Source organism: Salipaludibacillus agaradhaerens (assembly GCF_002019735.1).
GTDB classification, from domain to species: domain Bacteria; phylum Bacillota; class Bacilli; order Bacillales; family Salisediminibacteriaceae; genus Salipaludibacillus; species Salipaludibacillus agaradhaerens.
The window spans coordinates 3711856-3737319 of the sequence record NZ_KV917378.1 but is presented as its reverse complement, the minus strand read 5'-3'; the positions used below and the strand labels follow the sequence as shown (position 1 = coordinate 3737319).

The window sequence follows — 25464 nt, the reverse complement described above, 5'->3', positions numbered from 1 at the left end:
CTTTATTACTTTATCATGATAAATAATGAAAGCAACGATAATATATCACTAATGTTAACATGTGTCAATTGTTTATATAGGGTCTGGGCACCGTATTTTTAGAATGCACGAGTTCTTATATATCTTTCTTCACGATCCATGACGCAACATGAAAAATGACCGAGGGATAAACTATCCTCGGTCATCACTATATATATTAATTCCCTTGTGCCTCTTCAATTTCTTCCATAAGCATATCTAAAATCATTTCCGCATCGTCCCCACCATTTTCTCGGAAGTAGTCACGTGCCTCACTAGCAAGCTCACGGAACTCCTCTCTTTCGTCTTCTGATAATTCATAGACATCAGTTGGCGTATCTGTGGCATTTTCGATTAATTCTAACGCCTCACCATTTTGTTCTTCTTGGATTTCAAACGATCGGTCTCTCATTTCCTCAATAGCTTCATCGATAATCGATTGTGTTTCTTCATCTAAATCATTGTAAAAATCAGTATTTACTGTCGTCATGGTGACGTACATATTATGATTAGAAATAGTTAAGTGATCTTGAACTTCATGAAAACCAGCATCCTCAATAAAGAATAATGGATTCTCTTGACCATCCACAGCACCTTGCTGAAGACCTGTGTAAAGCTCGCTCCAACTCATCGCCGTTGGATTAGCTCCATACGCTTCATAAGAACGTAGAATTAATGGTGATTCTTGCGTTCTCATTTGAAATCCCGCAAAATCAGCCGGTGATTGAATAGCTGAGCTTCCAGTCCATTGCATGGCACCTTCTGTCCAGAAAGCAAGCGGCATTATAGACTGTTCTTCATATTTTTGCGCTAAATGTGTATTAATCGCTTCACTTTCATTTAAAACTTGCTGATTTAATTCTTGATCATCATCAAACAAGAATTGCAAGGCAAATATATTCCCTTCAGGCACAAGTGTTCCTGTAAATCCTGGAGAAATGATTGCAAATTCAACGATTCCTTGTTGTAGCTGTTCAACTTGGTCTACTTCACTACCAAGGGCACCAAATTCAAACACATCAATATTAATAGCACCATCTGATTTTTCCTCAACAAGCTCTGCAAATTCTTGAGCATAAACATATTGTACTTGTCCCTGGGTTTCTTCTACAGTGAAACGCCAGTTATGTTCAGCTTCTCCGTTACCATTTTCATTGCCACCAGTCTCATCATTACCGCCGCAAGCTGCAAGGATGACACCTAAAGATAAGACACCGGCTAAGTAGCCTGTTTTCTTAAGCATAATTATAATACCCCCAAATTTTTTTATTTTAAAGACTAGAATAATCTTAAAAGGAACAGAGAAATATCTTCAAAAACAATGACTAATACTGACACAATTAATAGCATGATAATATAAGGCGGTGTGCCACGGATCACATCTAAATACGATTTATTAAAAACAGCACTTGCAGTAAAGATATCTACCCCAAACGGCGGTGTAGCTGAACCTAAAGCTGCTTGAAATACAATAACAACACCTAAGTGAATAGGATCTACACCAGCCATTGTTGCTACTGGGGCAAAAATAGGTGTTAGTATTAATATGACCACGATAGGGTCTACAAACATACATCCAATAAAGAAAAATAATGCCACAATAAACAAGATATATAATGCCGATGGATCATTTCCTAGGACAGCATCTGTAAGCATTTGTGGGATTCTAGCGAATGATATGACCCAAGAAAAGGCCTGCCCACCAGCAACAAGTACAAAGACTGCTGACGTTACAATTCCTGAAGACAACGCAATATTAGGAATTTCTTTTAGTTTAATTGAACGGAAAATAAGCACTTCTAGTACAAAAGCATATAGAACTGAAATTCCTGCTGCTTCTGTAGGGGTAAATTGACCTGTATAGATGCCACCAATAATAATAACTGGAAATCCTAAAGGAAGTAGCGCCTTTAAGAAGATGTCGCCTCTTTCTTTCCATGGTACTTTTGGCGCTAGTGGGATATCATACACTTTAGCGTGAATATAGGCGTAAGAAGCAAAGAAAATAAAAATTAATACACCTGGCCCAATACCGGCAATAAATAAATCACCTACCGAGGCATCTGACACCAGCGCATAAATGATCATACCGATACTTGGAGGGATCAGTAGCGCTACATCACTCGAATTGATTATGAGGGCGATGGCACTGGAATCCTTATAGCCTACTTTTAATAAACGTTCTCGCATCGGTTTACCGATCGCTACAACGGTCGCCTGCGTGGAGCCTGAAATAGAACCAAACAATGTACAGGCTGCAGCTGTCGTAATCGCATAACCTCCCCGTAAATGTCCAACGAAGGAGCCAACAAAATCCAGTAACTTTCGAGAAGTTCTTCCTGAAGTCATAATATCTGCAGCAAAAATAAATAATGGTACAGCAATTAATACATATGATGAAATCCCTTCAACCATTTGTTGAACCATAATAGTCGGGTCTAAATTATCCATGTAAAATAGTATAATAATTAAAGGACCAGCTATTAAAGGAATCATCATTGGAAACCCCATTAAGAGCAAAATAACCATAATTCCGAGTAGTGTCCAAACCATATATAGATTCCTCTCAATTTTATTTAAGATCTTAAAAAATAATTAACTTTTTCTCCTTGAGGTTGGGATTATTGTTCATCATAATCTATTTTTTCTTCTGCAATATACACTTCTTTATGAACAATATTCGTCCACATGTTCCTTAAGAACTGGATACCGCCAATAAAACAACCAACAGGGATAGCCACAACCATTAACCAGAATGGGAATTCTAGCGCAGCTGTTGTTCGACCTGTTTCATAAATACCATATGTATACAAAGCAGCAAAATACCCTACGGTAAAAAGAACGAGTGCCGTGATGAAGGGATTAACGATAGATAATACTTTTTTTACCGGTTTAGGTGATATATCAAAGAGTGCTGACATACTAATATGACGGCCTTTCCTAGCTGCATAGCTAATGCCCATAAAACTTGCTACAATCACAGCAAGGCGACTAATTTCAGCAGCAAAATGCCAGCTCGTTCCAGTTATTAGCCGTGACAACACATTTCCAATAGTCATAACCGATATAATAATAATTGACCAGCTGAGTATAAGTTTCTCTAGTGTATGAAGTGTCCCATCCAAAAAGTTAAAAACACGGTTCTTTTTTTTCTCAACTGGCCTTTTTTCCTGTGACTGATCCAATAGTTTTCCCCCTCTCTAACAATGTCATAGTGCAATAATTTATTTTTTAAAATAATAATATATTCGTTTCAATACGATAAAATAACATAATATGCGTGGTTAGCACTAAATTAATATAGTAATTCCCCCTCTTAAACATATGTCCAGTAAGTGAGTTATTTAATATCATATAGCAATCCAACTTTTAGCTCAAAACGGATTGTCAGACAAATATACGTGAATTGAGGGATACTTCCTACTCAAGTGACAACACATAATGCCAATGGAAAAATACTCAAGACAACTCACGATTAAGACATAACACAATAGGTCATGGCCATATAAATACCCTGTCAGTTCTTTAAATAAACATGTTTTATTCTTATTCAAGACCCTTTGTGAATATATTTCCTTTATTCGTTAATATTTCACAATAGAAAATTAGCGCTAGAGAGGTGTTTATAAAACTGAGGGTGAGGGAAAATATGTGATATAATTAACACTATAAATTAAATGATTTTGTCCTGTTTGTATTATGAAGGCTAAGGAAGGAAGGATTGCGACATCATATGGAATTATTTTATAATTTCCCCCTGTGGACAGCACTATTTACAATCGGATTTGCCCAGTTTATTAAAGTACCTTTGAATTTCATCGCAACGAAACAGTTTGAATGGTCACTGCTTACAAGTACTGGCGGTATGCCTAGTTCACATTCTGGAGCTGTGACAGCTGTAGCTACAGCCATAGGATTACAACACGGGTTTGATTCTCCTTTTTTTGCTATATCTGCTATTTTTGGTATCATTGTCATGTTTGATGCCACAGGAGTTCGTAGACATGCAGGTGAACAGGCAACTGTTATTAATCGACTTGTTACAGACTTTAACAAAGCCATTGCTGAAATGAAACATTGGCCTCAAAAAGAGGAACAAGAAAAACGAAAAGAATTAAAGGAGCTACTCGGTCATCAGCCGATTGAGGTTTTCTTCGGAGGATTACTTGGGATCATTATTGCTTTAATTTTTCATGGTATTCTCTATTAGCGAGTGATTTGTCTCCAACACCCCTAGGTGTGGATTCAACATTGAATCCACACCTAGGGGCACAACCATTCCATTGTCATATTTTAATGAGATTATATTATACATGAAAGCTAGTTTAAGAAGCTTGACGAGATACGATTTGCTCTCGAAAACCTTGCACTTCTTCTGCTTCATTCAACTTGAATAAATCTTCTTCGGTTATTTGACCGCTTCCTTCTTCAACGATAAACACTTCTATGGACTTTTTGCCCCATAGGTTGTAGACGTCCTCGACGGTTTCATAATACAAATCAATTTTATCACCTTTTATGGCTGAACCTGTATCAGCTACCACACCAAATCCATATCCTGGTATAAACAGAATGGTTCCTAACGGAAAAACCTGCGGATCGGCAGCAATCGTAGAGTAAAGGTCCCTTTTCACCTCAACACCAGAGTAAGTAATGCCATATTGAGGATGATCTTCTGTTTTTCCTGTAGACTCTATTCCTGCTGTATAACCTGTTGCGATAACTTCTTTAGAAGGATATTTCGTCCAATCTTCTGCTGTTTCAAGAACCCAACTATTCGCTTCTTCCTCGTGATTCATAGTCGTTACACCCATAACTGTCCCATCTTGACTAAATAAGGTTGTTGTTTGTAACCATTCTTTAAGCTGAGTCACGCTAATATTTGTGATAGTCGTATAAGTCGTCAAAAGAGCACCTGCAAATAAAATAAGAAAACCTATTCTTAATAAGTGTTTTTTAATGAAAGCCATTTTTTTCACACCTTTCATCAACACAGCATCCCCAAAATATGAAAGAATCATACGCACTTCTTACAATAAAGGCTAATAGACCTTAACTCCAACCTTTCTTTTTTCGAGGAACTACTAATTAAGAGATAGACTTATAAATCCCTTTACTAAAAAACTCTCCTATTCACTAGGAGAGTTAGAACATTTGATAACCACGTACTCGGAGCATGCGAATTGCTATCCCTGCTAAAATAGCCCCAATCATGCCTGCAGTAAGGATAATGATGTCTGCTGTCGTTAAAGAAATAAAGGCATGTCCCAATGTAGGAAATGCTGTACCCGGTTCGGTAAAATAACTTATATATCCAGAATCATTAATCATAAAGAAAATAACTACTGGATAAATTATAGCCATCGTCCAAGTAGACCTTAATAACATATTAAGAATAAATCCAATACCAAAAAAAAGTACAAAATATAATAAAGTCGCTATCATTAACTGTGGCAAATTTAGCATTTTATCTTCCTCACTCCCATCAAGTCAAATTTAGTTTACTTAATTGTGAAGCTAACGTCAATCAATGAGATGTCATAAGTGTACTTTCTTATTTCCATATTCCTTCATTTATTCTACAACATACACTCTCCAATCCCTCTTTAACAAAACAAAATCTCTAGCAGTGTGCTAGAGACGTCGTCAATTATTTAATTTATTAACAAAGGAACTCTTTTTTTCACCGAGGTCATATAAATGTTTTATCATTTGTTTCTGTGGAGCATCATTCACAGGTATAATCATTATTTTTTGCCTGAGCCATGACAATGCTTACATGTTTCAGAACCACCTAACAAAAGTTGAAAGTATCCTTTCCCAGTACAATAAGGACAATCTTTACTTTTCACCTTTTCTTTCTCAAAAATCATCATAAGCCCCCCTCAAAAGAAAGATTTTTCAGAAGTTTCTGATAATATAACAAAAAAAACGCTTGATTAAAAGTGTCATATTTTCTAACAACTCGTCATGTAAGCGTAAACAACAAGAGAATACTCTCATTTTTATACTAAATTAATTGTTTCCTCTCTTTTTCATTTCAACACTTTCAAGTGATAAAATTAGGAAGTCAATTATGATAATGTTTTTAAAGTAATAACAGCATAATATACAATAAACTCTAGATGAAGAGCCATTTTTGCGAGGTTTTAACGAGCACAGGTTAGCTGAGGACATGCCTTCGGGAAAGCGCCTCAAATAAGCCTATGTCTCAAAAATGTAGCCTTTTAATAACGGCTAAGTTGTATTCGATTTGACCGCCGTTCGCTTTTAAGATGGCCAAGCTAAGAGAAGTTCAACCAGTTGATAGGCTGATTCCCGCCTCTCTTGGATCGTGAGGGTCCTCTCTTACCGATTAGGGGATCAAGTTAAGAATCCACCCTGAGTAATAGACGGAAAAAATCCTCTTAAATAGTCATTAGTCATGACAATAGCTTAAATAGACGGAAAGATTCCGCTACTGACCCGAAAAATCCGAGAAATGGATCGTTTTGCTTTAGATAATCGGAAAGTTTCCTCTTATATTTCCAAAAATGAGCTCTCTGCTGTGTCTAACCGAATAATCTCCGCTTATTTTACTCTCACTAATGACTTAATTGTTAACAAGACGTCCTATCTACAGGTAAAGACATTTAAACCGAGGTTTTTATTAATGACAAGTCTGTCCTATTTTATTATTATACTTTTTTGGTTTGTCACTAATGTGTTATCTAGATTTAACGTTTCTTTACATCATCTAGTAACCCGTCTAAGTTCAATTTTAACCGGGTATTCTCTTCTTTGGCTCAACTAGAATCATTAAACTGAAAATTTGACTTTTTCGTATTGCTAGTAATTTAAGATTTTAAAAATAAATTCAGCCATGAAAAGCTTAATGAGGCTATGATATTCTCCTGTAGCTAAAAACTTTATGAACACGATTATACTGTCTCATCACTTTAATATGTCTTTGTCTTTTTTGAGAACTACATTAAAAAGAAGTAAATTAAAGAAGCTAATCCATTAGCGATAGATTAGCTTCCTAAGTTAGTATTTAAAATAAGTTTAACTTACCTTTCTTAAGGACGAGTGGCATGCCGCCTAGCATGTAGAGATAACGGTTATCGATCAGTTTTTTCACTGCAGAAGCTGAATGACCATAAATCTTTTTGTCCCCGACTAAACCGATCGCCTCTTTTCCTCCTAGAGATGCAACAGTTCCTTTTATATCTGGTTTAAACTCTTCAAGCTCTGTCTTGCCTGCTACGAGTGCTTTTAAGTTTTTCGCACAGGTGTAGGCTTGTTGAATGGCTATTTGTGCTGTTGGTGGATACGGTCGGTTTATTTCTTCATTAATAATAAGCGCACAGTCTCCAATAATGAAAACATCATCATGACCTGGAGCGCGTAAATCTTTCTCCACTTTTACACGACCACGCATGGTTTCAAAGCCGGCATCATCAACGATAGAGCTTCCACGAATCCCTGTTGTCCAAACAATTGTTTGAGATTTAATTTCTGTTCCGTCCGCAAGTAACACAACACCGTCCTGTACTTCCTTAATAGGTGTGTTAATTTTGAACTGAACCCCTTTACTCTCTAAATGGTTCATTGCGTATTCCACTAGTTCTTCATCAAATCCAGGAAGAGCAGTTGGCGCCGCTTCAACGGAAATAATCTTTACTTTTTTACGGTCGATATCGTACTCTTCACAAAGTTCAGGAATACGCTCAGTAAGTTCACCTACGAACTCAATGCCAGTAAAGCCAGCACCAGCGACAACAAATGTCAGCAAGTCCTCTTGCTTTTCTTCTTGCTTATTGTAGTTTGCAAACATGTACTCAATATGCTCACGGATCAAACGTACAGAGTTGACGCTCCGAATAGAGAACGCATGTTCTTTAACACCTGGAATACCGAATGTTTCTGGCTCAGAGCCAAGTCCAATGACAAGATAATCATAATCTAATTCACTTTTTTCAAGAACAACTTTTTTCTCCTCTTTGTTGATCTTCACGACAGCATCTTTAATAAATTGAATTTTGTTAGTATCGATAACACTATCAATTTTCATTCGCGTTCTGTCATGATGAAGTGTACCTGCAGCTGGTTCATGGAGCCAAGTTGTTTGATAGTGATAATTATGCTTATTCACTAGGGTAATGTCCGCATCTTGATGAGCATTTGCCTTCTTTAAGCGGCTAGCGGTCATCATACCACCGTACCCAGCACCTAAGATAACTATTTTCGGCTTTCTGTTCATAGTTCTCACTCCAATTATAATCTTATTCCCCATTTTTCCCTTCCGAAGGCCATATCAAGCGTGAGTTTTATTGGCATTTTACTTTGTGATAAAATTCACGTAACAGGATATAAATAATCCATATAATTTCAGAAAACGGATATAACTATCGTTATGGAGAGTTTGTTTTACCTCTCTCATCATATGGCTTATACTGATAATTTTCAACTATTTTATGACGAATTATCGAACTTTGTGTGGACAAAAAAAGCAAAAACCTTGATATATAAGGATTTCTATTTAAAAAAACTTTTCTCAGAGCGACACAAAAAAGACACATTAAGGATTTTAAAAATTCGGGCAAATTTAGTCTTAATTACTTTCCTTCCTGTTTCATTGTGATTATAATATAGAGGGAAGAAACTAGAAAAAATATCAAACACATGTGGAGGTGTGAGTTTTGTCAGAACAAAAAGATATATTTGACATTACGATAATTGGCGGTGGCCCCGTTGGTTTATTTACTGCTTTTTATAGCGGTTTAAGACAAGCAAAAGTAAAAATTATTGAAGCAATGCCCCAGCTCGGTGGGCAATTATCTGCACTTTATCCTGAAAAATACATATATGATGTGGCTGGTTTTCCTAAAGTACGTGCTCAAGAGCTAGTAGATAAACTTGAAGAGCAAGCTAAGCAGTTTAACCCTACTATTGTTCTTGAACAGGCAGTTGAAAATGTAGAAAAAGGTGAAGATAACATTTTCACGCTTACGACTGATAAAGAAACTCATTATACAAAAACAGTTATTATTACTGCTGGGGTGGGGGCTTTTAAACCTCGTAGACTTGAAATTGATGGTGCCGAACAATTTGAAGGCAAAAACCTTCATTATTTCGTAAGTGACTTAACAAAATTTGCTGGCGACCGAGTTGTTCTAGCTGGTGGTGGTGATTCTGCTGTCGACTGGACGCTAATGCTAGAAGATATTGCTGAGGAAGTAACCATCGTTCATCGCCGCGACAAATTCCGCGCCCATGAGCATAGTGTAGAACAATTGAGAAATTCAGAAAAGATCACTGTCCGTACCCCTTATGTCATTAGTGAACTTCATCACGATGGTGACCGTATTGTGGCAGTCACGCTTAAGGAAAAAACAGGGGACGCTACCCATAAGATTGATATTGATACTCTCATCGTTAACTACGGCTTTGTATCTAACCTTGGCCCCATTAAAAACTGGGGATTGAACATCGAGAAAAATTCAATTGTTGTTAACTCGAATATGGAAACAAACATCGAAGGTATTTATGCGTGTGGAGACATCGCTACTTACGAAGGAAAAGTGAAACTCATCGCGTGTGGCTTCGGTGAAGCGCCAACTGCTGTTAACCGTGCAAAAGTCTACGTAGATCCTTCTGCTAGTGCCATAGCAGGACATAGTTCAAGTTTATTCTAAATTAACTCTAAAACAGTCCGTTTCTTACGGGCTGTTTTTTTAAATAAATAGACCTCTCAACGAGATGATGATTCCGCTAAGAGGCCACGTCATGATGGTCCGTATGTTTTATGATTGTTCTCCTTCTATCGGAGGTAGCGATTGTTATAGCATGACTGCGATAAATGTAAGAACGCATTTCCCTCTAAATTTATCGCTAATTTCAAATTTTTAAAACACTGTGTTTTTTCATTAACACTCTTCAGGTGTCCCTGCATTTTTAGCTGTTCTAAATGACGAACCACACCCACAGTTGGCGATGGCGTTAGGGTTATCGATTGTAAAACCGCCGCCCATCATGTTTTGTTTATAATCAATTTTTACCCCTTCAAGCATAGGAATATTTTCTTTTTCAACGACAACTTCTAACCCTTCAATTTCAAGGTGTTTATCTTCTTCATTAATTTCTGTATCGAATCCCATGACATATGATAACCCACTGCAACCTCCACCTTGAACTCCGATCCTGAGGTATTTCGCATCGTCATCATCAGCCATCATGGTTTTCACTTGACCTACAGCTACTTCCGTTATTGTTAACATGTTATCTCCCTCCTTACTAAAGGATCTTAATTAGTATTATACCGACTATGAATCAACGCTTCAAGGAACTAAACCTCCCCCACTTCTTTTGCGAATAGTTATTACCTTAAATCTTCTATTTGGCAGCTTAGTTAAAATGATGATAAGATAATAGAGAGTTTCGAGTAACGAAATGGACTATGCCAATCGTTTCTCCTTTTCAAACGTATTAACAGAACGTGGTTCGAATTAAACTCTTATTTCTGTCATGTTTCTAATACTTCAATTAATTTTTAGCTATAAAACGAAAGAACGTTATTATTTTTCACAAAGGTGGGAGCAAACATGAGTACGATCTTACTGGATCACGATCTTGAAGACATTAAACAAAAAGTACTACATGGCGAACGATTAACAATAGAAGATGGCTTGAAGCTATATGACACAGCTGACTTCTTAACTGTGGCTCAATTAGCTAACCAAGCAAACGAAAAAAAGAATGGAAAGAATGTTTATTTCATCGAAAACATGTATATTAATCCAACCAATGTTTGTGAAGCTAGCTGTAGTTTTTGTGGGTTTAAACGTAAACCCGGTGAAGATGGCGCTTATACAATGGATGAAGAGGCATTATTAAAGTATGTTGAAGATCGATGGAATGACAATATTCAAGAATTTCATATTGTTGGTGGACATAACACGGATGTACCGTTTGACTATTATTTAAACACAGTACGTACTTTGAAAAAGCATTATCCACAATGTACGGTGAAGGCTTACACAGGGGCTGAAATAGAATTTTTTGCCCGTCATGCTGGTTTAAGCATGAGAGAAGTTATGCAGGAACTTATTAAAGCAGGTCTTGACACCTTACCGGGTGGTGGTGCTGAAATCTTAACTGAACGCTATCGAGAAAAAATGAGCCCAGACAAAGCCTCTACGTATGAGTGGTTGGAAGCTCATGAAATCGCACATGATTTAGGTTTAAAAACACATGCTACTATGCTCTATGGTTCCATTGAATCTAAAGAGGAACGATTAATTCACATGGATAGACTCAGACAATTGCAGGATAAGACAAATGGGTTTATGGTATTTATCCCACTAGCTATGCAGCCTCGTAGTGTCAATGCTGGATTAAAGCGGAGAACATCAGCATATGATGATTTACGTACAATTGCTATTAGCCGACTGATGCTCGATAACTTTGACCATATTAAAGCTTATTGGATCAATATTGGTCCTCAATTAACTCAAATGGCGCTGACGTTCGGCAGCTCTGATATTCATGGAACATTAATTGAAGAACGTATCTCCCACTCAGCTGGTGCTTTAACATCGCAAAGCCTTACACGTCAGGAACTCGTTCACCTAATCAAAGGAGCTAATAAAAAGCCTGTTGAACGTGATACATTTTACAACATTATTAAAGAGTATTGATAACAAAATTAGAGCTGCAATGTGGGACTAAATAACGTCCATTGCAGCTCCTATTATTTTCTCAGCGATTCATTTGTCCAAAAATAATCGTCATCAGCTTCCAGTACCACCATTGTCTGATGACAACATGGCAAGTTTATTCTTACTTTCACACCTTCCTTAGCACGAGTGAGCCCATTGTTTGATAGGTTCGTTAACACGTTTTCAGCCGAACAATAAGGACAGGTCGTGAAATAGACATCCCCCATTTGCTTTTCATAAGGCCACGTATTCTCAAATGGTATTGGTTTCATCTGACTTATCCCCCAATGTTATTTATTACCACATATCAATTAGACAACCTGATTTCCTTATCGGCATAAGATATATCTACTGATACAAATATGCAAACCATGTTTTAACTTAAAACATGGGATTATCATCTAAAAATTGGTAAATATTCACAAGGAGCTCGTCATTTGTATCCCCTGTTACCACTTCACCATTAACGAGGGCAAATCGACTACGTGCACACTGACCACAGAAACTAAGACATCCATATTCAATGACATCAAGATCGGGGTCTTTCTCCAGCTCTTCTTTCACTTTTTGGGAACCACTAGCAAGATTACTTATACAAAATTCTATAATCGGCTTCATACTTTTCACCTCAATCTCCACATCTCTTTGTGGAAATTTATAATATCATTATACGTACGTTGATTATCCTAACGCCTCCACATCCTTCTGTCAATTAAATCGTTCGTTAACTACTATATCAATATTATAAACGCTTTCATTTTTTCATTGTAGATTTTGTTGAAAACTGATATATTTAAATTGTCATTATTTTGTCACATTATGTTCTATGTACACATTAAATGCTAAAAAGGAAGTGTGAAGCACACTTCTACAACTTTTTGTTTAATAACTGCTATTTGAGGATCTCAATGTGCCTCAAATACAAAATGTTTTTCTTGCAAATTTAATTGTGCAATTGTGAATTTTCTTTTAAAGAAATATTTTTAAACTAAGTCATATCATCGTAAACTGAACTCATGAGTAGTAGGTTACTGCTATATCTGTTTTCACGAATGAAAGGGGCTGATCCCGTGCGCAACATACTTATTTTAGGTGGGGGTTACGGTGGTCTTCGGGTCATACAAAAACTTTTAAACGAGCAGAATGTCAAAGATGTGTCGATTACCTTAATTGAAAAAGAAGCATATCACAGTCTAAAAACAGAATTTTATGCTCTTGCAGCAGGAACGGTTGCTGACCGCCATTTGCGACTATCATTTCCTAATGATGTGCGTCTACAACTACTTTTTGAAACAGTCAATCATATTCACTTAGACGAAAATAAGGTAGAAACAGTATCTGGACGTTTCTTCAGCTATGATGATTTAATCATAGGCCTCGGTTGCGAAGACAAACATCATGGTGTACCAGGTGCAGAAGAAAACTCTTTAAGTATTCAAAGCATGAGACGTGCTCGTAAAACCTATCAAGTGCTCCATAGTGTGAAACCAAATGGAAGAGTTTGTATTGTCGGTGGTGGATTAAGCGGTGTGGAATTAGCTAGTGAGCTACGAGAAAGTAGACCTGACTTAGATATTAGACTCTTTGATAGAGGGGAAAATATTTTATCTATGTTTCCTGCAAAGCTGTATAATTATGTAACAGACTGGTTAGTTAATAATGGTGTGACCATCGTTAATAGAGCAAATATAACAAAGGTGGAACGCCATGTTCTTTATAATCATGACGACCCGATAGAAGCCGATGCGATTATATGGACAGCAGGTATCCAAGCAAGCAAAATCGTGAGAGAACTAGACGTAGAAAAAGACTATATGGGAAGGCTCCACACGACAAAGTACCATCATTTGCACGATTATCCAAATGTCTTTGTTATTGGTGACTGTGCAGCATCCGATCATGCACCTAGTGCTCAGCTAGCAGAAGCCCAAGCAGAACGTGTGGCCATGATATTAAACAAAAAATGGAATAATGAACCTTATCCAGAGGAAATGCCAAAAATTAAGCTAAAAGGGGTCCTTGGTTCTCTCGGAAAAAAACATGGTTTTGGCTTAATGGGAGAAAAGTCGTTAACCGGCAGGGTTCCTCGTGTTTTAAAATCTGGTGTTCTGTGGATGTATAAACACCACTCTGGTTAAAATCACTTAGTCAATCAGGGCTTCTCTTAAAAGAGCTGCTCTGGTTTTGTAGTGCTACTTAGAATAATTTAACTCAGCTTCAATTTTTTCAAAAACGGCTCGTAGCTTAGGGTTACCTTCAGCTACCACCTCGTTATTAATGACAACGAGAGGGTAAAAATAGTCTTCGTTTTGAATTTTTTCTGAAAAAATTTTTTCTTCCGTGGTGGTTGGTTTAAAAATATCACAATATACAAAATGTATCGTCGTTTCAGGAAATTTTCTCTTAACAGCTGCTTCCAACCATTCCTTTGTTTCTATTGCACTTGGAAGGTTTATACAGCTTGGGCATTTTACTTCTGCACCGTAAACGGTCAACCTTAATTCTTTCATTATCTGTCTCACTCCCTTACTCTCTAATGGTACCATAAAGCTAAGCTTCAATCAGTGGGGATTTCCTTCATACTCACTGATTATTAATTTAGCTTATGGGACCTTTAGGGGCAGTTTACCCCCACCTAAACTTTTCGATCTTCTTAAATTTTGAGGTGGGGATTTTACTGCCCCTTAAGTGTGGGATAAAGCCTAAATTTAAACGTATTTTAACTACAATAACCTGTATTTATATTTTTATTTAAGGAAAAATAAATCATCTTCATGGATTTTTTTAAAAAAGGATATTATAATAGTTGTAAAGAAAGGAGTGTTTCGATATGACAACAGAAACAATGGAATCACAAGTTCAGGAAGTACTCGATAAATTGCGTCCATTTTTACTTCGTGATGGCGGGGACGTTGAACTTGTTGACGTAGAAGACGGCGTTGTTAAAGTGCGACTTATGGGAGCTTGTGGATCTTGTCCAAGTTCAACTATCACACTGAAAGCCGGAATCGAACGTGCTCTTTTAGAAGAAGTACCTGGAGTAACTGAATTAGAGCAAGTTTTTTAATGACTGATAAAGGGCTGCCATGTGCAGCCCTTTTTTTGTATCATAATAGTTATAAATACAAACTTTCTGTTATCTGTGCTTTTCATACCAATTTAAAAACGATTCAACTACTGTCAGAAGAGATTCTTGTGACAGCTCCTCTTCAGAATGAAGCATGGGCGCCACTTCTCGGAAAAGCGGTTCATCAGGAAAGTATTGCTGGATGATGTTAAGATTTTCAGTTATTTTAGTTGACCAGCTTTCATCTTGAACGTTAATTTTTAAGTATACTCCTCTGATCATCCGTTTTAAAATTGTTCTCTTTTTTGACGCCGATAGCGTTTCTTGTAAGAGTATTTCTCGATACTGAGTCATTACTTGAAAAAAGTTTTTATTAAGTGCTAAACTTATCTTCTCATTTGGCTTCATCCTCTTAAAATGTACGGATAGGTCTTCTCCATACAGGCACGTACACATGTGACGCAACCAAAATCCATGCTCATACACATTTTCTTCAGCCAATACGTCTTCATATAAATTCAAGTCGTAATCTACTTTCGAAACCGTTTTAAAATCTTGCAGTAGCCGGTCTGTAGCATGATTGAGCATGTGAATGTCAGCCCCTGTTAAAGATGAATGTAAAATAACCGTCAAATCTAAATCAGATAATCCTTCTTTTGCCTCTCCCCGTCCCACACTTCCATACACATAGATACTATGCACCTTTTCTGTAAATAGCTCTTGAAGTAAGCTGACAATGGCCTGTAATACAGGCTTAATTGAAGACTGAATGTTATCTTTGCCGGTAGGGTTTATAATAAAACCATTAGAATCAACACCTCTCCTGCTTGGAAGCTTTAATTCTACTTCTCCACCATTTGCAAAATTGTTATTTTTCATAACTAATAATCACCTTCTCCATTTACTAACATGTAGATTAACTTAGCGTTTTAATATACTTCATGGTGCTGATATGTAAAACTGCTTTTATGAAAATATTAGAAAAAGGAATAACGTCTAATCGATCACATGTCTAACTATCAGTTACTTCTTCCATACGTCATCATTGACAATAGCTTCAGGCTTCGTTCCTTTTAATACATTGAGAATATGTTGACTAGACAAGGAAGCCATTTTCTCACGCGTTTCTTTACTTGCACTTCCGATATGCGGTAAAGCAACGACATTTGGAAATCGAAGCAAGGGGTGACCGTTACTTATGGGCTCATCCTTAAATACATCCAAACCAGCACCTGCAATCAATTTATTTTCAAGTGCTTTTTCTAGGTCTTCTTCAACTATAACCGCTCCTCTCGACACGTTAACAACGATAGCCGATTCTTTCATTTGTTTAAAGGTATCGTACGTGAATAAATTAATCGTTTCATTTGTTAGAGGAGCCAGACATACGATAAAATCTGATCTTGAAACTAGCTCATCAAATGACACATAAGTTGCCCCAACTGTCCTTTCACCTTCATAATCCCTTTTACGATTATGATACAGGACGGTCATATCAAATCCTTTAGCCCTTTTGGCAACAGCCGTTCCAATTCGGCCCATCCCGACAATGCCAATTGTTTTATGGTGAATATCATGACCGGCAAGTAACAGTGGGGCCCAATTTTTCCAATCACCCTTTTTCACGTACTCTGCGGCTTCCACAATACGTCTTGCTACAGCCATTAACAAAGCAAAAGTTAAATCGGCAGTTGTGTCAGAGAGAACATCTGGTGTATGACAGACAACTACTTCTTGTTCTGTGGCTGCCTCTACATCAATATTATCGAAGCCTACCGCTAAATTTGCTACAACTTTTAACTGTTTCGCTTCAGCTAGTAAACCTGCATCAATGCGATCTGAAAGCATCGTGAATAAACCAGTCGCTTTTTTCGCCTTCGCTTTTAGAATATCGTAGGGCACCGGTTCATCTTCCTTGGGCCAAACTTCCACTTCTGCTATCTCCTCTAATAAAGCTAAGGATGATACAGGTACCTTCCGAGTCACGAATACAAATGGCTTCTCTTCCATCATTCAAGCTCCTTCCGTTACTCAAATTACCTACTTCCTCACATTATCACTAGTGGTGAATGATAATCAAATTCTGTAGTTAAAGGTGGTCAGAAGTATAAGAGGATTTTTTCAAAAGCCATTCGGGCATAATCTCCCTGCTACGTCCTTCCGGAAAACAATAAGCTGCCACGCTATTTAGAATAGCTTCATAATCATCTGCTTCATTGATTATACGGTACATGTCCTCTTCTAAATAATTTAATTTCCTGCTATCAATTGTTTGATAGAAGGCTTCAATAGCATCATAATAATGAATCGGGAAACAAAGACGAGCTAATAGCAATGTTTTATCCACAGTTTCTAATACACGCACGTGAGAATAACGAGTTAAAAACAGATGAATTCGTTTCTTTTTTTCAAATAAGGGAGCAGATGTGGTGGCAATATATCTAATATATTCTGCAATGTCCCGTGTCAGATGATCATAGATAAAATCTGTCGGCACTTTGTATAATGAAATATGGTGGCTATCTAAAGTCAACCATGTATTCTCCTCAAAACGTTGATGACAAATGGTATGACCTTTTCCTTCTCGTATAATAAAGGCATGACTTAACTGCATATCCGTCAGCATCTGTATGGCGTTTTCACTCATCCCCAAAAAATAAGGGAAACTGAGGAGGAACAGCTCATCGGCAGACGTTTTATGGACATCTGTCTGCTTTTTAACAAACCAACCCTCCAGCTGTTCTAAACGCTTTATCCAACGGTTTTGCCAAGCCAACCAGGCAACTCCTTGCCACGATGAAAATGAGGGTTCATAGTCTTCTCCCCTTATATGAAATTGGGCAAGTTTCCTTCCAATCGAGGTATCCACTGAAGGTGTAGCAGAAAAGTCATTTACTATTTCAAACAGAACTGATTCTTGACCATCAATTAACGAAACGTAGTTGCCTCCTTCTGCCTTCACTGGGATCAATAAATGAAACTCTCCTCTAACCGTTAAGTGTTCTAGCATTCTCAATTGCTCCGCAAATTTTTTCTTGTTGATCATGGAACGGCTAGGTCGAATTAAATATAATTTTCCTTTTGCTGACACAACAATATCATCATTAATATACATAATGTTATCACTATCTAATCGATAATAATCATACAATTGTCTCTCAAGCAACGCTATTCACACTCCTCATTCTATCCTCTATCGTATTCTCCAATTAGTTTATGTGGCAAAAGCCCACATTGTGCGAATTTACAGTATATCTTCAAAGTCTGTGAATACACTAAACGCAAAGAACATCATTTATTAAAAGAAGGTGCGCAACGTGATGAAAAAGCAGAAAGGCATGATAGAAGAAACAGCTAGAAATTGGCTGTTAGAAAGAGGTGTTACACTGAATGATATAGCAGAGCTTGTATACACTTTGCAATCCAAATATTATCCTTCACTGACACTGGAAGATTGTTTAGAAAATGTGGATAGTGTTTTAACCAAGAGGGAAATTCATAACGCTATATTAACGGGGATTCAGTTAGATAAGTTAGCAGAAGAAAAAAAACTGACATCACCTTTACAAGATATTATTGAACGTGATGAAGGCCTTTACGGCATTGATGAAATCATTGCCTTATCTATTGTCAATGTCTATGGTTCAATTGGTTTTACCAATTATGGCTACATTGATAAAGTGAAACCAGGTATACTTGAAAAGTTAAATGACAAATCGTTTGGCTGTCATACATTTTTAGATGATATTGTTGGAGCTATTGCAGCAGCAGCTTCAAGCCGACTTGCCCATAGGGAAGCTGGAGAAAACTAGCGAATAACTCTAAGATCAATAAAAAAGACTAACTCTCTTAACAAAGGGAGCAGGCTTTCTAAAAAGAAGGCCTGCTCATCAATTTTTATAAAGTTATCGTATGGCACCAGCATGATATTTTCTAGTGCATAACTCAAATTAAGCTGTCACTATTCGAATAGTGACTGTGACCTTTTCAAACGGACGCTTTTCCGAGGCTTGTCTTCAGCTAAAGTTCGGTAAACCCTAACAAATGTGGCTTCTCAGACTACGCTTCATCCTCTGAGCGTCGCCGTCTTACATTTCATCCACTTTTTATCATCCTTAAACCGTCCACCCTCAAAATAGAGAAGAGAGCTATGTAGGCTGGAGATAATGGACGTTAATGTCCCAATGGGAGAAGAACGCAATCCCCCCTGATTGAAGGTTCGTTTTATCACCAGCATCATATATTAAATAAAATTTTATTACATACTATTCATGCTATTGCTTTAAAAATATCATTATGAAAAAGACACACATAGACCTTTTATTAAGCTTACTTTTTTGACATCCATGGTATCTCATTCATTTGGTTCTTAAAAACGCCACTCATCTAATGAGTTTACAGCATATGTCGGTTGCGTTTTTTCCATTTTTAATTGTTCAGGTGTTGTGAAGCCTGTATGAACAATTAATGTATCCATTCCCGCATTAATGCCTGCCATAATATCCGTTTGATAATTGTCTCCCACCATTAACGTATTTTCAATTTGGGTGCCTAAAACCTCTAACGCCTGATTAATGATGATTGATTCTGGTTTACCGATAAAAAGAGGCGTTACACCTGTAGAAACATGAACCACTGAAGTTATAGAACCATTCCCTGGTAACAATCCCCGCTCTGTGGGTATGGCTGTATCCCCATTTGTAGATAGAAAAGCCGCTCCGTTTCTCACAGCTAGACAGGCTTTAGCTAATTTTTCATAAGAAAGATTCCGGTCGATTCCCATAACAATGACTTCTGGATCGACATCTGTTAGCTTATGACCTTGAGCTTCTAAAGCCTGTTCTAAACCTTCTTCACCAATCATATAAACATCAGTTTTCCCATAGTTCTCTTCTATGTATCGAGCAGTAGCCATACTCGTCGTAAAAACGTGCTCTGGTTTAGCAGGAATATCCATTGCCAGCAGCTTTGCTGCCACATCTTCTGGGGTTCGTGAAGAATTGTTAGTCACAAAAAGATAAGGAAGCTTTCTTTCTGCCAGCTGCTTTACAAAACGAGATGCGGCATCAATCTTTTCTTCTCCGCGATACATCGTGCCATCTAAATCAATTAAATAACCTTTATAATGCATAAACGCCTCCTAGTTTTGTGTCAGTTTTAAACGTTCTTCAGCTTTCATTCACAACTTCTAAGTAGAACGTTTAACCGACAATCATCGAAAAAAGAGCGTCACTCCAAAAGAGTGACGTTCAATTTATATCTGTTTGCTTGATTTTATAATAACAATGAATCTCTTGTCCAGTTGCCATACACCGATGACATTGAATACTGTCTGTGTTAAGAAGGTCCTTAAACAATCCGATCTCCGCTTCACATAACATCGGAAATTCTCTAGCAACAGCTGCAACAGGGCAATTGAACTCTTTAAATAAATAAGAACCGTCCTCTTCTTCTGTTACTTCCGCCATATAACCTAATTCATTCTGGATTTTTTCTAACTCACGGATCTTACTTGGAAAATCTTTTAACACCATTCTTTTTTCATAACGAAGCTTTAAAGCCCGTCTCCGGTAATTAAACAGCTCTTTCACTTTCTCGAGACCCTCTTGTTCTTGAATATGCCGTAATATGTCAATTGAAAAGGCACTATAATCCCTTGGAAACATTTCTTGTCCATCAGTAGATAATTGGTACACATTTGTAGGACGCCCCATTGCCTGGCGCAATAAAGTGGTTTCAACTATATTGTCTCTTTCCAGCGTATTTAAGTGGCGACGTACTGCCATCTCCGTAATACTTAACGCCTTGGCAATCGTTGATACAGTCATTTGCCTGTTTTTTTTCAACAGCTCTAAGATCTGATCGCGTGTTGAGGTGGTTTTAGTGGCCATCATTCCTCACCATCCTTCCCTACCATTGTATCGAAGGTTTGTATAACAGTAAATTTAGAAAGTAAAAAGTTTGAAAAATTGACGTAATACGTACAAAGTTTGTTCACTTTTTCACTAAGTCGTCATCATCCGTTATTTTTCTTTTGGTAGAAAAGCTGAAACAGGTCCAAGTTCATGTTCTAAATACACTTTTAATCGGTCAGGATAATGGCTAAGGCTTGTTATATTATGTTGAAAAGCATGGAATAACTTAGTTACATCCAGCTCTGTATAGTTCTGCAATAATTCCTTGCGCCAAGGTATTAACGAAGCGATATCTTTACCTTCTTTTTCAGATAGGACATGCTCATCGACTAATATGTGAATAATATCTTCATAACTACCCGGATCTCGCATGATAAAACCATCAATCATCTGATTACCAGCATCCATAATGACCTCAATCATCATATGGCAGAGGCGTTCCGTCATAAGTGAGGTTTCCTTATCAAGTGTGCTTGGTAATTGTTTAAAATCAGAGACTAAACCGTCAAAGTACGTTAATCTTTTTTCTAGTAGCTCTCTGTCAACAAAATACATCTAATATTACCCCTTTCCAGCCGAAATAGTATATCACATTAGTAGCACCACGCCGAAAAAATATACACTATTTTTAAAAATGTGATTTATTTCGTGTGTTTTTTTTGGTATTATGATGAAGGATTTTAAAAAGCTACTTTTATTATAACTTTAAACTACTGGAGGAGTCATTGTGGATCGAGAACTAGCAATGGAAATTGTACGTGTAACCGAAGCAGCAGCATTAGCATCTGCTCAGTGGATGGGACGAGGATTAAAAATCGAAGCTGATGACGCTGCAACAACAGCAATGAGAACGATGTTTGATTCCGTCACTATGAAAGGAACAGTCGTCATTGGTGAAGGTGAGCTTGATGAAGCACCAATGCTCTATATCGGAGAAGAACTAGGCTCAGGTAACGGACCCGAAGTAGATATTGCTGTCGATCCACTGGAAGGCACCAATATCGTAGCAAAAGGTCATCCTAATGCGATGGCAGTGATTGCTGTAGCAGACCGCGGTACATTGCTGCATGCCCCGGATATGTACATGGAAAAACTTGTAGTGGGACCAGAAGCTGCTGGGTTAGTTAGGCTAACTGACCCTATTGAAAAAACGATCGACATAGTAGCGAAAATGAATAATAAAAGAGTTCGTGATGTGACAGTTATTATTCAAGAGAGAGAACGGCATGAAGAATTAGTTACACGTATCCAAAACAAAGGGGCCCGTGTTAAACTATTTGGAGATGGTGATGTAGGAGCTTCTATTGTGACAGCATTACCACGTACAGGTATAGATCTATTTGTAGGAACAGGCGGTGCCCCGGAAGGCGTTATTTCAGCAGCTGCCATTAAAGCACTGGGCGGTGATATGCAAGCTCGCTTAGTCCCGATGAATGATGAGGAGTATAAACGTTGTCAAGAGATGGGGCTTGAAGATCCCACCACATTGTTGATGCTTAATGATCTCGTTAAGGGAGATGACGCTATCTTTGCCGCTACTGGTGTATCAACTGGTGAATTACTCGAAGGTGTCCGATTCCTAGGTGGGGATCTTGTAGAGACTGATACGATTGTCATGAGGGCAAAGACAGGGACCGTCCGGTATATTAAAGCCCATCACCGCTTGAATAAAAAACCTCATTTAGTCATGCCTGAAAATACGTAAGATAGGAGTGACGACATAGCGTGACTGAACGTTTTTTTCTATACGATGACTCAGAAGAAACGAAAACTCGCTTCGTTAGTTTCATGGGGGAAAATCAGCGTTTTGACCTTGCTATCATAACCACGACAAGATATTACGGTAAAAAGCTCGTCCTTAATATGTTATCAAGTCGTTACGCGATTATTGGAACCGATGACCTCGAAGAAGACGATTATTTGGAGACGGTATTTGAACTAAATTCGGAAGACGGACAAGAATTACGAGAGTTTCTTTACGAAATCATTTAAAGGTATGAGAAAGCACCTCCGCGCCATACTATGGTGAGGAGGTGCTTATTTATGAGTAAAGACCCTGACACAAAAGATTTTCAAGCTGTTGAGAAGAATCGCGAAGAAATCATTCCAGAGGGTACTCCTGATGGGGCCTATGGTTCTCCTTATGCTCCTTCTGAAGCAAGTACTAACGGCCTCAAGCCTGACAGACGAGCAATCAGTGCCTTTACCTATGAAAACCGCGAGCTGCATGAAGGGAACAAAAGGAAAGATCCAGGAGCACATCCGACCCACGACAGTCGGGAAAATGACGATTAACACTTATGAGACGTTCGGGAAAACGTCTCATTTTTTTATAACCTCAACCAAACCCGTTACCGCCCCTGTATCACCCTGAGCGGTAACGGGTTTTAACTAGTCTCGTTTGTCTCGTTCACCTTTTTTATAACAAAATAAGGACATCCAAAGTTACAATACTCATACAAATATTCTGGCAGAAAGCCAATTTTGGATTCATGGCCAAACTTTCGATTTTCTTCATGAAAGAAGCCCTTAAGACGCAACTGTTCGTATCCCCAATCTCCCACAATATAATCGTATTTATTTAAAACATCACTATATCTTTCTTTAAATGCTTCTTCAGACCATCCGTTTCTTACATCTTCCACGACTTCGTAACTGTTACTTTGCACACGAATCATGATTGGACACCTTCCTTTATAATCTCTTTCTATAGTGCCTTATATTCTTGAAAATTTCAATATTTAGTTCACATCGAACAACCTCAAATTACCAAAATTCACGAAAGAAAATTGCACATCCTAATCATACGGAGGTGTAGAAAATGATTAAAAGACGCTTATGTATCCTAGCAGGATTAGTCACTATTATGAGTCAAACAGTAATAGGGTGTGGAAATACACCCGACAATAATAATGGGGAAGCCTTTAACTTTATGAGAGGATACCAAACAGTAGAACCGAGTCAGGCCATTAATAAAGAAAATGTTGATGATCCAACTCCCTATATTCAATATGGTTATGAACGTCATACAAAAGAAGCTGCAAGTGAAGAAAGGATGCCAGGTTATGCCGTTTATGATCGGCCCCTTTTAGCTGAAAGTATTAGCGAAATGGTTGCTATCATCCCTGATGTGGAAGATGCTGGCGTTCTCGTTACAAGTCAGCACGTATTGATTGCTTACAAATCTAACAGTGATAATCGAACTAAAGTTGCTGATCAAGTGAAAAAAACCGCTATGTCTGTCGTTCCATCGTATTATGATGTGTACGTCGCAGACGAACCACAACTTATGAACGATATCGAACGTTTTAAAGGGCACTATTCAGAAAACCAAGCTGAAAGTGACGCTTTAGAACAAACGATTGAGCAAATGAAATCTTTCCCTCAAGGTGAAGATCCAACAGATAATTAAATGATCAAAGGTATCCGAAAAGAGATAATCTTTTGCGGATGCCTCTTTTTTTAAAGCGAAAGCCATACTTTTTTCTAAGTACTAGTATGACACATCATCATACTGAAATTTACTATCTTTTTTTCATCAGTGAATTTATATTTATTGACTTCAACTTAATTGGCTTATTAATTGAACCTATTCATGTGAGACGCTTTCAGCGAATTAGTGACCATCGATGAAAGCTGACATATTCAGATCTATTATGATTCAGACCGACATCCAATAATCACCTAAAAAGTAAAAAAAGTCAGGATTTTAAAATCCTGTCTTTTTTACTGTAAGGGTATGGAAGCTTATTTCTTTGCCGCATTAACTTGTTCATCTGCATGGTATGAAGACCTAACTAGTGGGCCAGATTCACAATGTTTAAACCCTTTCGAAAGAGCAATGTCTTTTAATTCTGCAAATTCTTCTGGTGTCCAATATTTCTCAATACTTAAATGAGATTTTGTCGGCTGAAGATATTGGCCGATCGTTAGGATGTCCACGTTTACAGCTCTAAGGTCATCCATTGTCTCCATAATTTCTTCCTTTGTTTCCCCTAGCCCTATCATCAAGCTCGATTTCGTAGGGATGCTTGGCTTCATCTCTTTTGCTTCTCTTAACACTTTCATCGTGCGATCATATGTAGCTCTCGCTCTAACCCTCGGTGTTAGCCGACGTACTGTTTCGACATTATAATTAAAGATATTCGGGTTAGCCTCTAGCAATGTACTTAAATTTTCTTCCTTACCTCCCATATCTGATGGCAAAACTTCTATCGTTGTAAAAGGACTTTTGCGTCGAACAGCACGAACTGTTTCAGCAAACACTTTCGCGCCACCATCTTTCAAGTCATCTCGTGCTACTGCCGTTATCACCACATGTTTCAATCCCATAATACTTACTGAATCAGCAACTCTTTCAGGTTCTTGCTCATCTAACTCGGTTGGCAGGCCTGTTTTTACGGCACAAAAGCGACAAGCCCTCGTACAGATATCTCCTAAAATCATAAAAGTGGCGGTTTTTCGTTCCGCCCAGCATTCGTGAATATTTGGGCATTTTGCTTCTTCACATACTGTATTTAACCGTTGGTCTCTCATCAATTTTTTTAAACCAGTATAAGATTCATTTGTATTTAGCTTAATTTTTAACCAATCAGGCTTTCGGACATGTTCTGCTTGCTTTGCCAAGCTCTTCACGCTCCCTTTTTTCCGATATTTCTGCATAATCTCAATTTTTACTGTAACACGTTGTGAAACAGATCTCAAAGAATTAATTTGCTCACATACAGACGAATGAAATCAGCTTTTTTTTGACACGATATAAGAA

At 37.7% G+C, this 25464-nt stretch carries 29 protein-coding genes; 10 read left to right on the top strand and 19 right to left on the bottom strand.

The window, feature by feature from the left end; all coding sequences use genetic code 11:
• Positions 1-196 precede the first annotated feature (196 nt).
• The 3 genes from BK581_RS17135 to BK581_RS17125 form a co-directional block, all read right to left on the bottom strand.
• Positions 197-1261: a DctP family TRAP transporter solute-binding subunit gene (locus tag BK581_RS17135; protein ID WP_078579317.1), complete on the bottom strand. Its 1065-nt coding sequence runs from the start codon at positions 1259-1261 to the stop codon at positions 197-199.
• Positions 1262-1296: 35 nt separating this feature from the next.
• The gene (locus BK581_RS17130) at positions 1297-2571 is read right to left on the bottom strand and encodes a TRAP transporter large permease (RefSeq protein WP_078579316.1); all 1275 of its coding nucleotides are present in this window, start codon (positions 2569-2571) and stop codon (positions 1297-1299) included.
• Positions 2572-2639: 68 nt separating this feature from the next.
• Positions 2640-3203 (bottom strand): TRAP transporter small permease, encoded by a 564-nt coding sequence (locus BK581_RS17125; RefSeq protein ID WP_078579315.1) that lies wholly within the window; start codon positions 3201-3203, stop codon positions 2640-2642.
• Between the two features lie 548 nt (positions 3204-3751).
• Here BK581_RS17125 and BK581_RS17120 point away from each other — a divergent pair.
• Positions 3752-4228, top strand: a complete 477-nt coding sequence (locus BK581_RS17120) for a divergent PAP2 family protein (RefSeq protein WP_078579314.1) — start codon at positions 3752-3754, stop codon at positions 4226-4228.
• A 115-nt stretch (positions 4229-4343) separates the two neighbouring features.
• Here the strand turns inward: BK581_RS17120 and BK581_RS17115 are convergent, their stop codons facing one another.
• The 4 genes from BK581_RS17115 to BK581_RS17105 form a co-directional block, all read right to left on the bottom strand.
• Positions 4344-5006: a 3D domain-containing protein gene (locus BK581_RS17115; protein WP_245829129.1), complete on the bottom strand. Its 663-nt coding sequence runs from the start codon at positions 5004-5006 to the stop codon at positions 4344-4346.
• Between the two features lie 157 nt (positions 5007-5163).
• On the bottom strand, positions 5164-5484 hold the full coding sequence (locus tag BK581_RS17110) for a YuiB family protein (protein WP_078579313.1): 321 nt from the start codon (positions 5482-5484) through the stop codon (positions 5164-5166).
• A 281-nt stretch (positions 5485-5765) separates the two neighbouring features.
• A complete protein-coding gene (locus tag BK581_RS20190; RefSeq protein ID WP_169837773.1) occupies positions 5766-5891 on the bottom strand; it encodes a YuiA family protein in 126 nt (41 codons plus the stop codon).
• A 1160-nt stretch (positions 5892-7051) separates the two neighbouring features.
• Entirely contained in the window at positions 7052-8260 is a 1209-nt protein-coding gene (locus BK581_RS17105) for an NAD(P)/FAD-dependent oxidoreductase (RefSeq protein ID WP_078579312.1), read from the bottom strand.
• A gap of 439 nt (positions 8261-8699) precedes the next feature.
• Here BK581_RS17105 and BK581_RS17095 point away from each other — a divergent pair, with 439 nt between their 5' ends.
• On the top strand, positions 8700-9695 hold the full coding sequence (locus tag BK581_RS17095; RefSeq protein WP_078579310.1) for an NAD(P)/FAD-dependent oxidoreductase: 996 nt from the start codon (positions 8700-8702) through the stop codon (positions 9693-9695).
• Between the two features lie 231 nt (positions 9696-9926).
• Here BK581_RS17095 and BK581_RS17090 read toward each other — a convergent pair whose 3' ends face one another.
• Complete coding sequence (locus tag BK581_RS17090; protein WP_078579309.1) at positions 9927-10277, bottom strand: HesB/IscA family protein; 351 nt, start codon at positions 10275-10277, stop codon at positions 9927-9929.
• 324 nt (positions 10278-10601) lie between these two features.
• Here BK581_RS17090 and mqnE point away from each other — a divergent pair, with 324 nt between their 5' ends.
• Positions 10602-11696: an aminofutalosine synthase MqnE gene (gene mqnE / locus BK581_RS17085; protein WP_078579308.1), complete on the top strand. Its 1095-nt coding sequence runs from the start codon at positions 10602-10604 to the stop codon at positions 11694-11696.
• Positions 11697-11749: 53 nt separating this feature from the next.
• Here the strand turns inward: mqnE and BK581_RS17080 are convergent, their stop codons facing one another.
• Together BK581_RS17080 and BK581_RS17075 are read right to left on the bottom strand one after the other, a co-directional pair.
• Positions 11750-11989 carry a hypothetical protein gene (locus tag BK581_RS17080; protein WP_078579306.1) on the bottom strand — a complete coding sequence of 80 codons (240 nt, stop codon included), beginning with the start codon at positions 11987-11989 and terminating at the stop codon, positions 11750-11752.
• A 109-nt stretch (positions 11990-12098) separates the two neighbouring features.
• Positions 12099-12335: a YuzB family protein gene (locus BK581_RS17075; protein WP_078579305.1), complete on the bottom strand. Its 237-nt coding sequence runs from the start codon at positions 12333-12335 to the stop codon at positions 12099-12101.
• Positions 12336-12787: 452 nt separating this feature from the next.
• Here BK581_RS17075 and BK581_RS17070 point away from each other — a divergent pair, with 452 nt between their 5' ends.
• Positions 12788-13855, top strand: a complete 1068-nt coding sequence (locus tag BK581_RS17070) for an NAD(P)/FAD-dependent oxidoreductase (RefSeq protein WP_078579304.1) — start codon at positions 12788-12790, stop codon at positions 13853-13855.
• A gap of 54 nt (positions 13856-13909) precedes the next feature.
• On the opposite strand, the gene BK581_RS17065 is transcribed toward BK581_RS17070, so the two are convergent.
• Positions 13910-14227, bottom strand: coding sequence for a YuzD family protein (locus BK581_RS17065; protein ID WP_211273966.1), 318 nt, complete (start codon positions 14225-14227; stop codon positions 13910-13912).
• 320 nt (positions 14228-14547) lie between these two features.
• Here BK581_RS17065 and BK581_RS17060 point away from each other — a divergent pair, with 320 nt between their 5' ends.
• Positions 14548-14784 (top strand): NifU family protein, encoded by a 237-nt coding sequence (locus BK581_RS17060; RefSeq protein WP_013172111.1) that lies wholly within the window; start codon positions 14548-14550, stop codon positions 14782-14784.
• Between the two features lie 69 nt (positions 14785-14853).
• Here the strand turns inward: BK581_RS17060 and BK581_RS17055 are convergent, their stop codons facing one another.
• The 3 genes from BK581_RS17055 to yutH all read right to left on the bottom strand — a co-directional run bounded on the left by BK581_RS17055 (position 14854) and on the right by yutH (position 17950).
• Positions 14854-15663, bottom strand: coding sequence for a nucleotidyltransferase domain-containing protein (locus tag BK581_RS17055; protein ID WP_078579302.1), 810 nt, complete (start codon positions 15661-15663; stop codon positions 14854-14856).
• A 144-nt stretch (positions 15664-15807) separates the two neighbouring features.
• Positions 15808-16797 carry a 2-hydroxyacid dehydrogenase gene (locus tag BK581_RS17050; protein WP_245829126.1) on the bottom strand — a complete coding sequence of 330 codons (990 nt, stop codon included), beginning with the start codon at positions 16795-16797 and terminating at the stop codon, positions 15808-15810.
• A 76-nt stretch (positions 16798-16873) separates the two neighbouring features.
• Complete coding sequence (gene yutH / locus BK581_RS17045; RefSeq protein ID WP_078579300.1) at positions 16874-17950, bottom strand: spore coat putative kinase YutH; 1077 nt, start codon at positions 17948-17950, stop codon at positions 16874-16876.
• Positions 17951-18104: 154 nt separating this feature from the next.
• Between yutH and BK581_RS17040 the strand changes: the two genes are divergently transcribed.
• Entirely contained in the window at positions 18105-18596 is a 492-nt protein-coding gene (locus BK581_RS17040) for a phosphatidylglycerophosphatase A family protein (RefSeq protein WP_078580001.1), read from the top strand.
• 557 nt (positions 18597-19153) lie between these two features.
• On the opposite strand, the gene BK581_RS17035 is transcribed toward BK581_RS17040, so the two are convergent.
• The 3 genes from BK581_RS17035 to BK581_RS17025 all read right to left on the bottom strand — a co-directional run bounded on the left by BK581_RS17035 (position 19154) and on the right by BK581_RS17025 (position 21254).
• Positions 19154-19915: a TIGR01457 family HAD-type hydrolase gene (locus BK581_RS17035; protein WP_078579299.1), complete on the bottom strand. Its 762-nt coding sequence runs from the start codon at positions 19913-19915 to the stop codon at positions 19154-19156.
• Between the two features lie 118 nt (positions 19916-20033).
• Positions 20034-20678 (bottom strand): helix-turn-helix transcriptional regulator, encoded by a 645-nt coding sequence (locus tag BK581_RS17030; RefSeq protein WP_245829124.1) that lies wholly within the window; start codon positions 20676-20678, stop codon positions 20034-20036.
• 129 nt (positions 20679-20807) lie between these two features.
• Positions 20808-21254 carry a DUF86 domain-containing protein gene (locus BK581_RS17025; RefSeq protein ID WP_078579298.1) on the bottom strand — a complete coding sequence of 149 codons (447 nt, stop codon included), beginning with the start codon at positions 21252-21254 and terminating at the stop codon, positions 20808-20810.
• A gap of 172 nt (positions 21255-21426) precedes the next feature.
• Between BK581_RS17025 and glpX the strand changes: the two genes are divergently transcribed.
• The 3 genes from glpX to BK581_RS17010 are packed head-to-tail and all read left to right on the top strand — an operon-like array spanning position 21427 to position 22994.
• The gene (gene glpX, locus BK581_RS17020; RefSeq protein ID WP_078579297.1) at positions 21427-22404 is read left to right on the top strand and encodes a class II fructose-bisphosphatase; all 978 of its coding nucleotides are present in this window, start codon (positions 21427-21429) and stop codon (positions 22402-22404) included.
• Positions 22405-22424: 20 nt separating this feature from the next.
• Entirely contained in the window at positions 22425-22691 is a 267-nt protein-coding gene (locus tag BK581_RS17015) for a DUF3055 domain-containing protein (protein ID WP_078579296.1), read from the top strand.
• 51 nt (positions 22692-22742) lie between these two features.
• Complete coding sequence (locus BK581_RS17010; protein WP_078579295.1) at positions 22743-22994, top strand: hypothetical protein; 252 nt, start codon at positions 22743-22745, stop codon at positions 22992-22994.
• A gap of 92 nt (positions 22995-23086) precedes the next feature.
• Here BK581_RS17010 and BK581_RS17005 read toward each other — a convergent pair whose 3' ends face one another.
• Complete coding sequence (locus BK581_RS17005; RefSeq protein ID WP_078579294.1) at positions 23087-23377, bottom strand: YutD family protein; 291 nt, start codon at positions 23375-23377, stop codon at positions 23087-23089.
• Positions 23378-23520: 143 nt separating this feature from the next.
• Here BK581_RS17005 and BK581_RS17000 point away from each other — a divergent pair, with 143 nt between their 5' ends.
• Positions 23521-24111, top strand: coding sequence for a YhcN/YlaJ family sporulation lipoprotein (locus BK581_RS17000; RefSeq protein ID WP_078579293.1), 591 nt, complete (start codon positions 23521-23523; stop codon positions 24109-24111).
• A gap of 335 nt (positions 24112-24446) precedes the next feature.
• Here the strand turns inward: BK581_RS17000 and lipA are convergent, their stop codons facing one another.
• On the bottom strand, positions 24447-25325 hold the full coding sequence (lipA, locus tag BK581_RS16995) for a lipoyl synthase (protein WP_078579292.1): 879 nt from the start codon (positions 25323-25325) through the stop codon (positions 24447-24449).
• Positions 25326-25464: the final 139 nt, after the last annotated feature.

Coding starts and splice junctions, on each gene's coding strand:
- BK581_RS17130 (WP_078579316.1), bottom strand. CDS start 2,571: ATGGTTTGGACACTACTCGGAATTATGGTTATTTTGCTCTTAATGGGG.
- BK581_RS17030 (WP_245829124.1), bottom strand. CDS start 20,678: ATGATGGCCACTAAAACCACCTCAACACGCGATCAGATCTTAGAGCTG.
- BK581_RS17050 (WP_245829126.1), bottom strand. CDS start 16,797: ATGATGGAAGAGAAGCCATTTGTATTCGTGACTCGGAAGGTACCTGTA.
- BK581_RS17005 (WP_078579294.1), bottom strand. CDS start 23,377: ATGATTCGTGTGCAAAGTAACAGTTACGAAGTCGTGGAAGATGTAAGA.
- BK581_RS17075 (WP_078579305.1), bottom strand. CDS start 12,335: ATGAAGCCGATTATAGAATTTTGTATAAGTAATCTTGCTAGTGGTTCC.
- BK581_RS17035 (WP_078579299.1), bottom strand. CDS start 19,915: ATGCATTATAAAGGTTATTTAATTGATTTAGATGGCACGATGTATCGC.
- BK581_RS17105 (WP_078579312.1), bottom strand. CDS start 8,260: ATGAACAGAAAGCCGAAAATAGTTATCTTAGGTGCTGGGTACGGTGGT.
- BK581_RS17120 (WP_078579314.1), top strand. CDS start 3,752: ATGGAATTATTTTATAATTTCCCCCTGTGGACAGCACTATTTACAATC.
- BK581_RS17115 (WP_245829129.1), bottom strand. CDS start 5,006: ATGAAAGGTGTGAAAAAAATGGCTTTCATTAAAAAACACTTATTAAGA.
- mqnE (WP_078579308.1), top strand. CDS start 10,602: ATGAGTACGATCTTACTGGATCACGATCTTGAAGACATTAAACAAAAA.
- BK581_RS20190 (WP_169837773.1), bottom strand. CDS start 5,891: ATGATTTTTGAGAAAGAAAAGGTGAAAAGTAAAGATTGTCCTTATTGT.
- BK581_RS17000 (WP_078579293.1), top strand. CDS start 23,521: ATGATTAAAAGACGCTTATGTATCCTAGCAGGATTAGTCACTATTATG.
- BK581_RS17040 (WP_078580001.1), top strand. CDS start 18,105: ATGAAAAAGCAGAAAGGCATGATAGAAGAAACAGCTAGAAATTGGCTG.
- BK581_RS17060 (WP_013172111.1), top strand. CDS start 14,548: ATGACAACAGAAACAATGGAATCACAAGTTCAGGAAGTACTCGATAAA.
- BK581_RS17135 (WP_078579317.1), bottom strand. CDS start 1,261: ATGCTTAAGAAAACAGGCTACTTAGCCGGTGTCTTATCTTTAGGTGTC.
- BK581_RS17090 (WP_078579309.1), bottom strand. CDS start 10,277: ATGTTAACAATAACGGAAGTAGCTGTAGGTCAAGTGAAAACCATGATG.
- BK581_RS17110 (WP_078579313.1), bottom strand. CDS start 5,484: ATGCTAAATTTGCCACAGTTAATGATAGCGACTTTATTATATTTTGTA.
- BK581_RS17055 (WP_078579302.1), bottom strand. CDS start 15,663: ATGAAAAATAACAATTTTGCAAATGGTGGAGAAGTAGAATTAAAGCTT.
- BK581_RS17025 (WP_078579298.1), bottom strand. CDS start 21,254: ATGTATTTTGTTGACAGAGAGCTACTAGAAAAAAGATTAACGTACTTT.
- BK581_RS17080 (WP_078579306.1), bottom strand. CDS start 11,989: ATGAAACCAATACCATTTGAGAATACGTGGCCTTATGAAAAGCAAATG.
- BK581_RS17010 (WP_078579295.1), top strand. CDS start 22,743: ATGAGTAAAGACCCTGACACAAAAGATTTTCAAGCTGTTGAGAAGAAT.
- BK581_RS17065 (WP_211273966.1), bottom strand. CDS start 14,227: ATGAAAGAATTAAGGTTGACCGTTTACGGTGCAGAAGTAAAATGCCCA.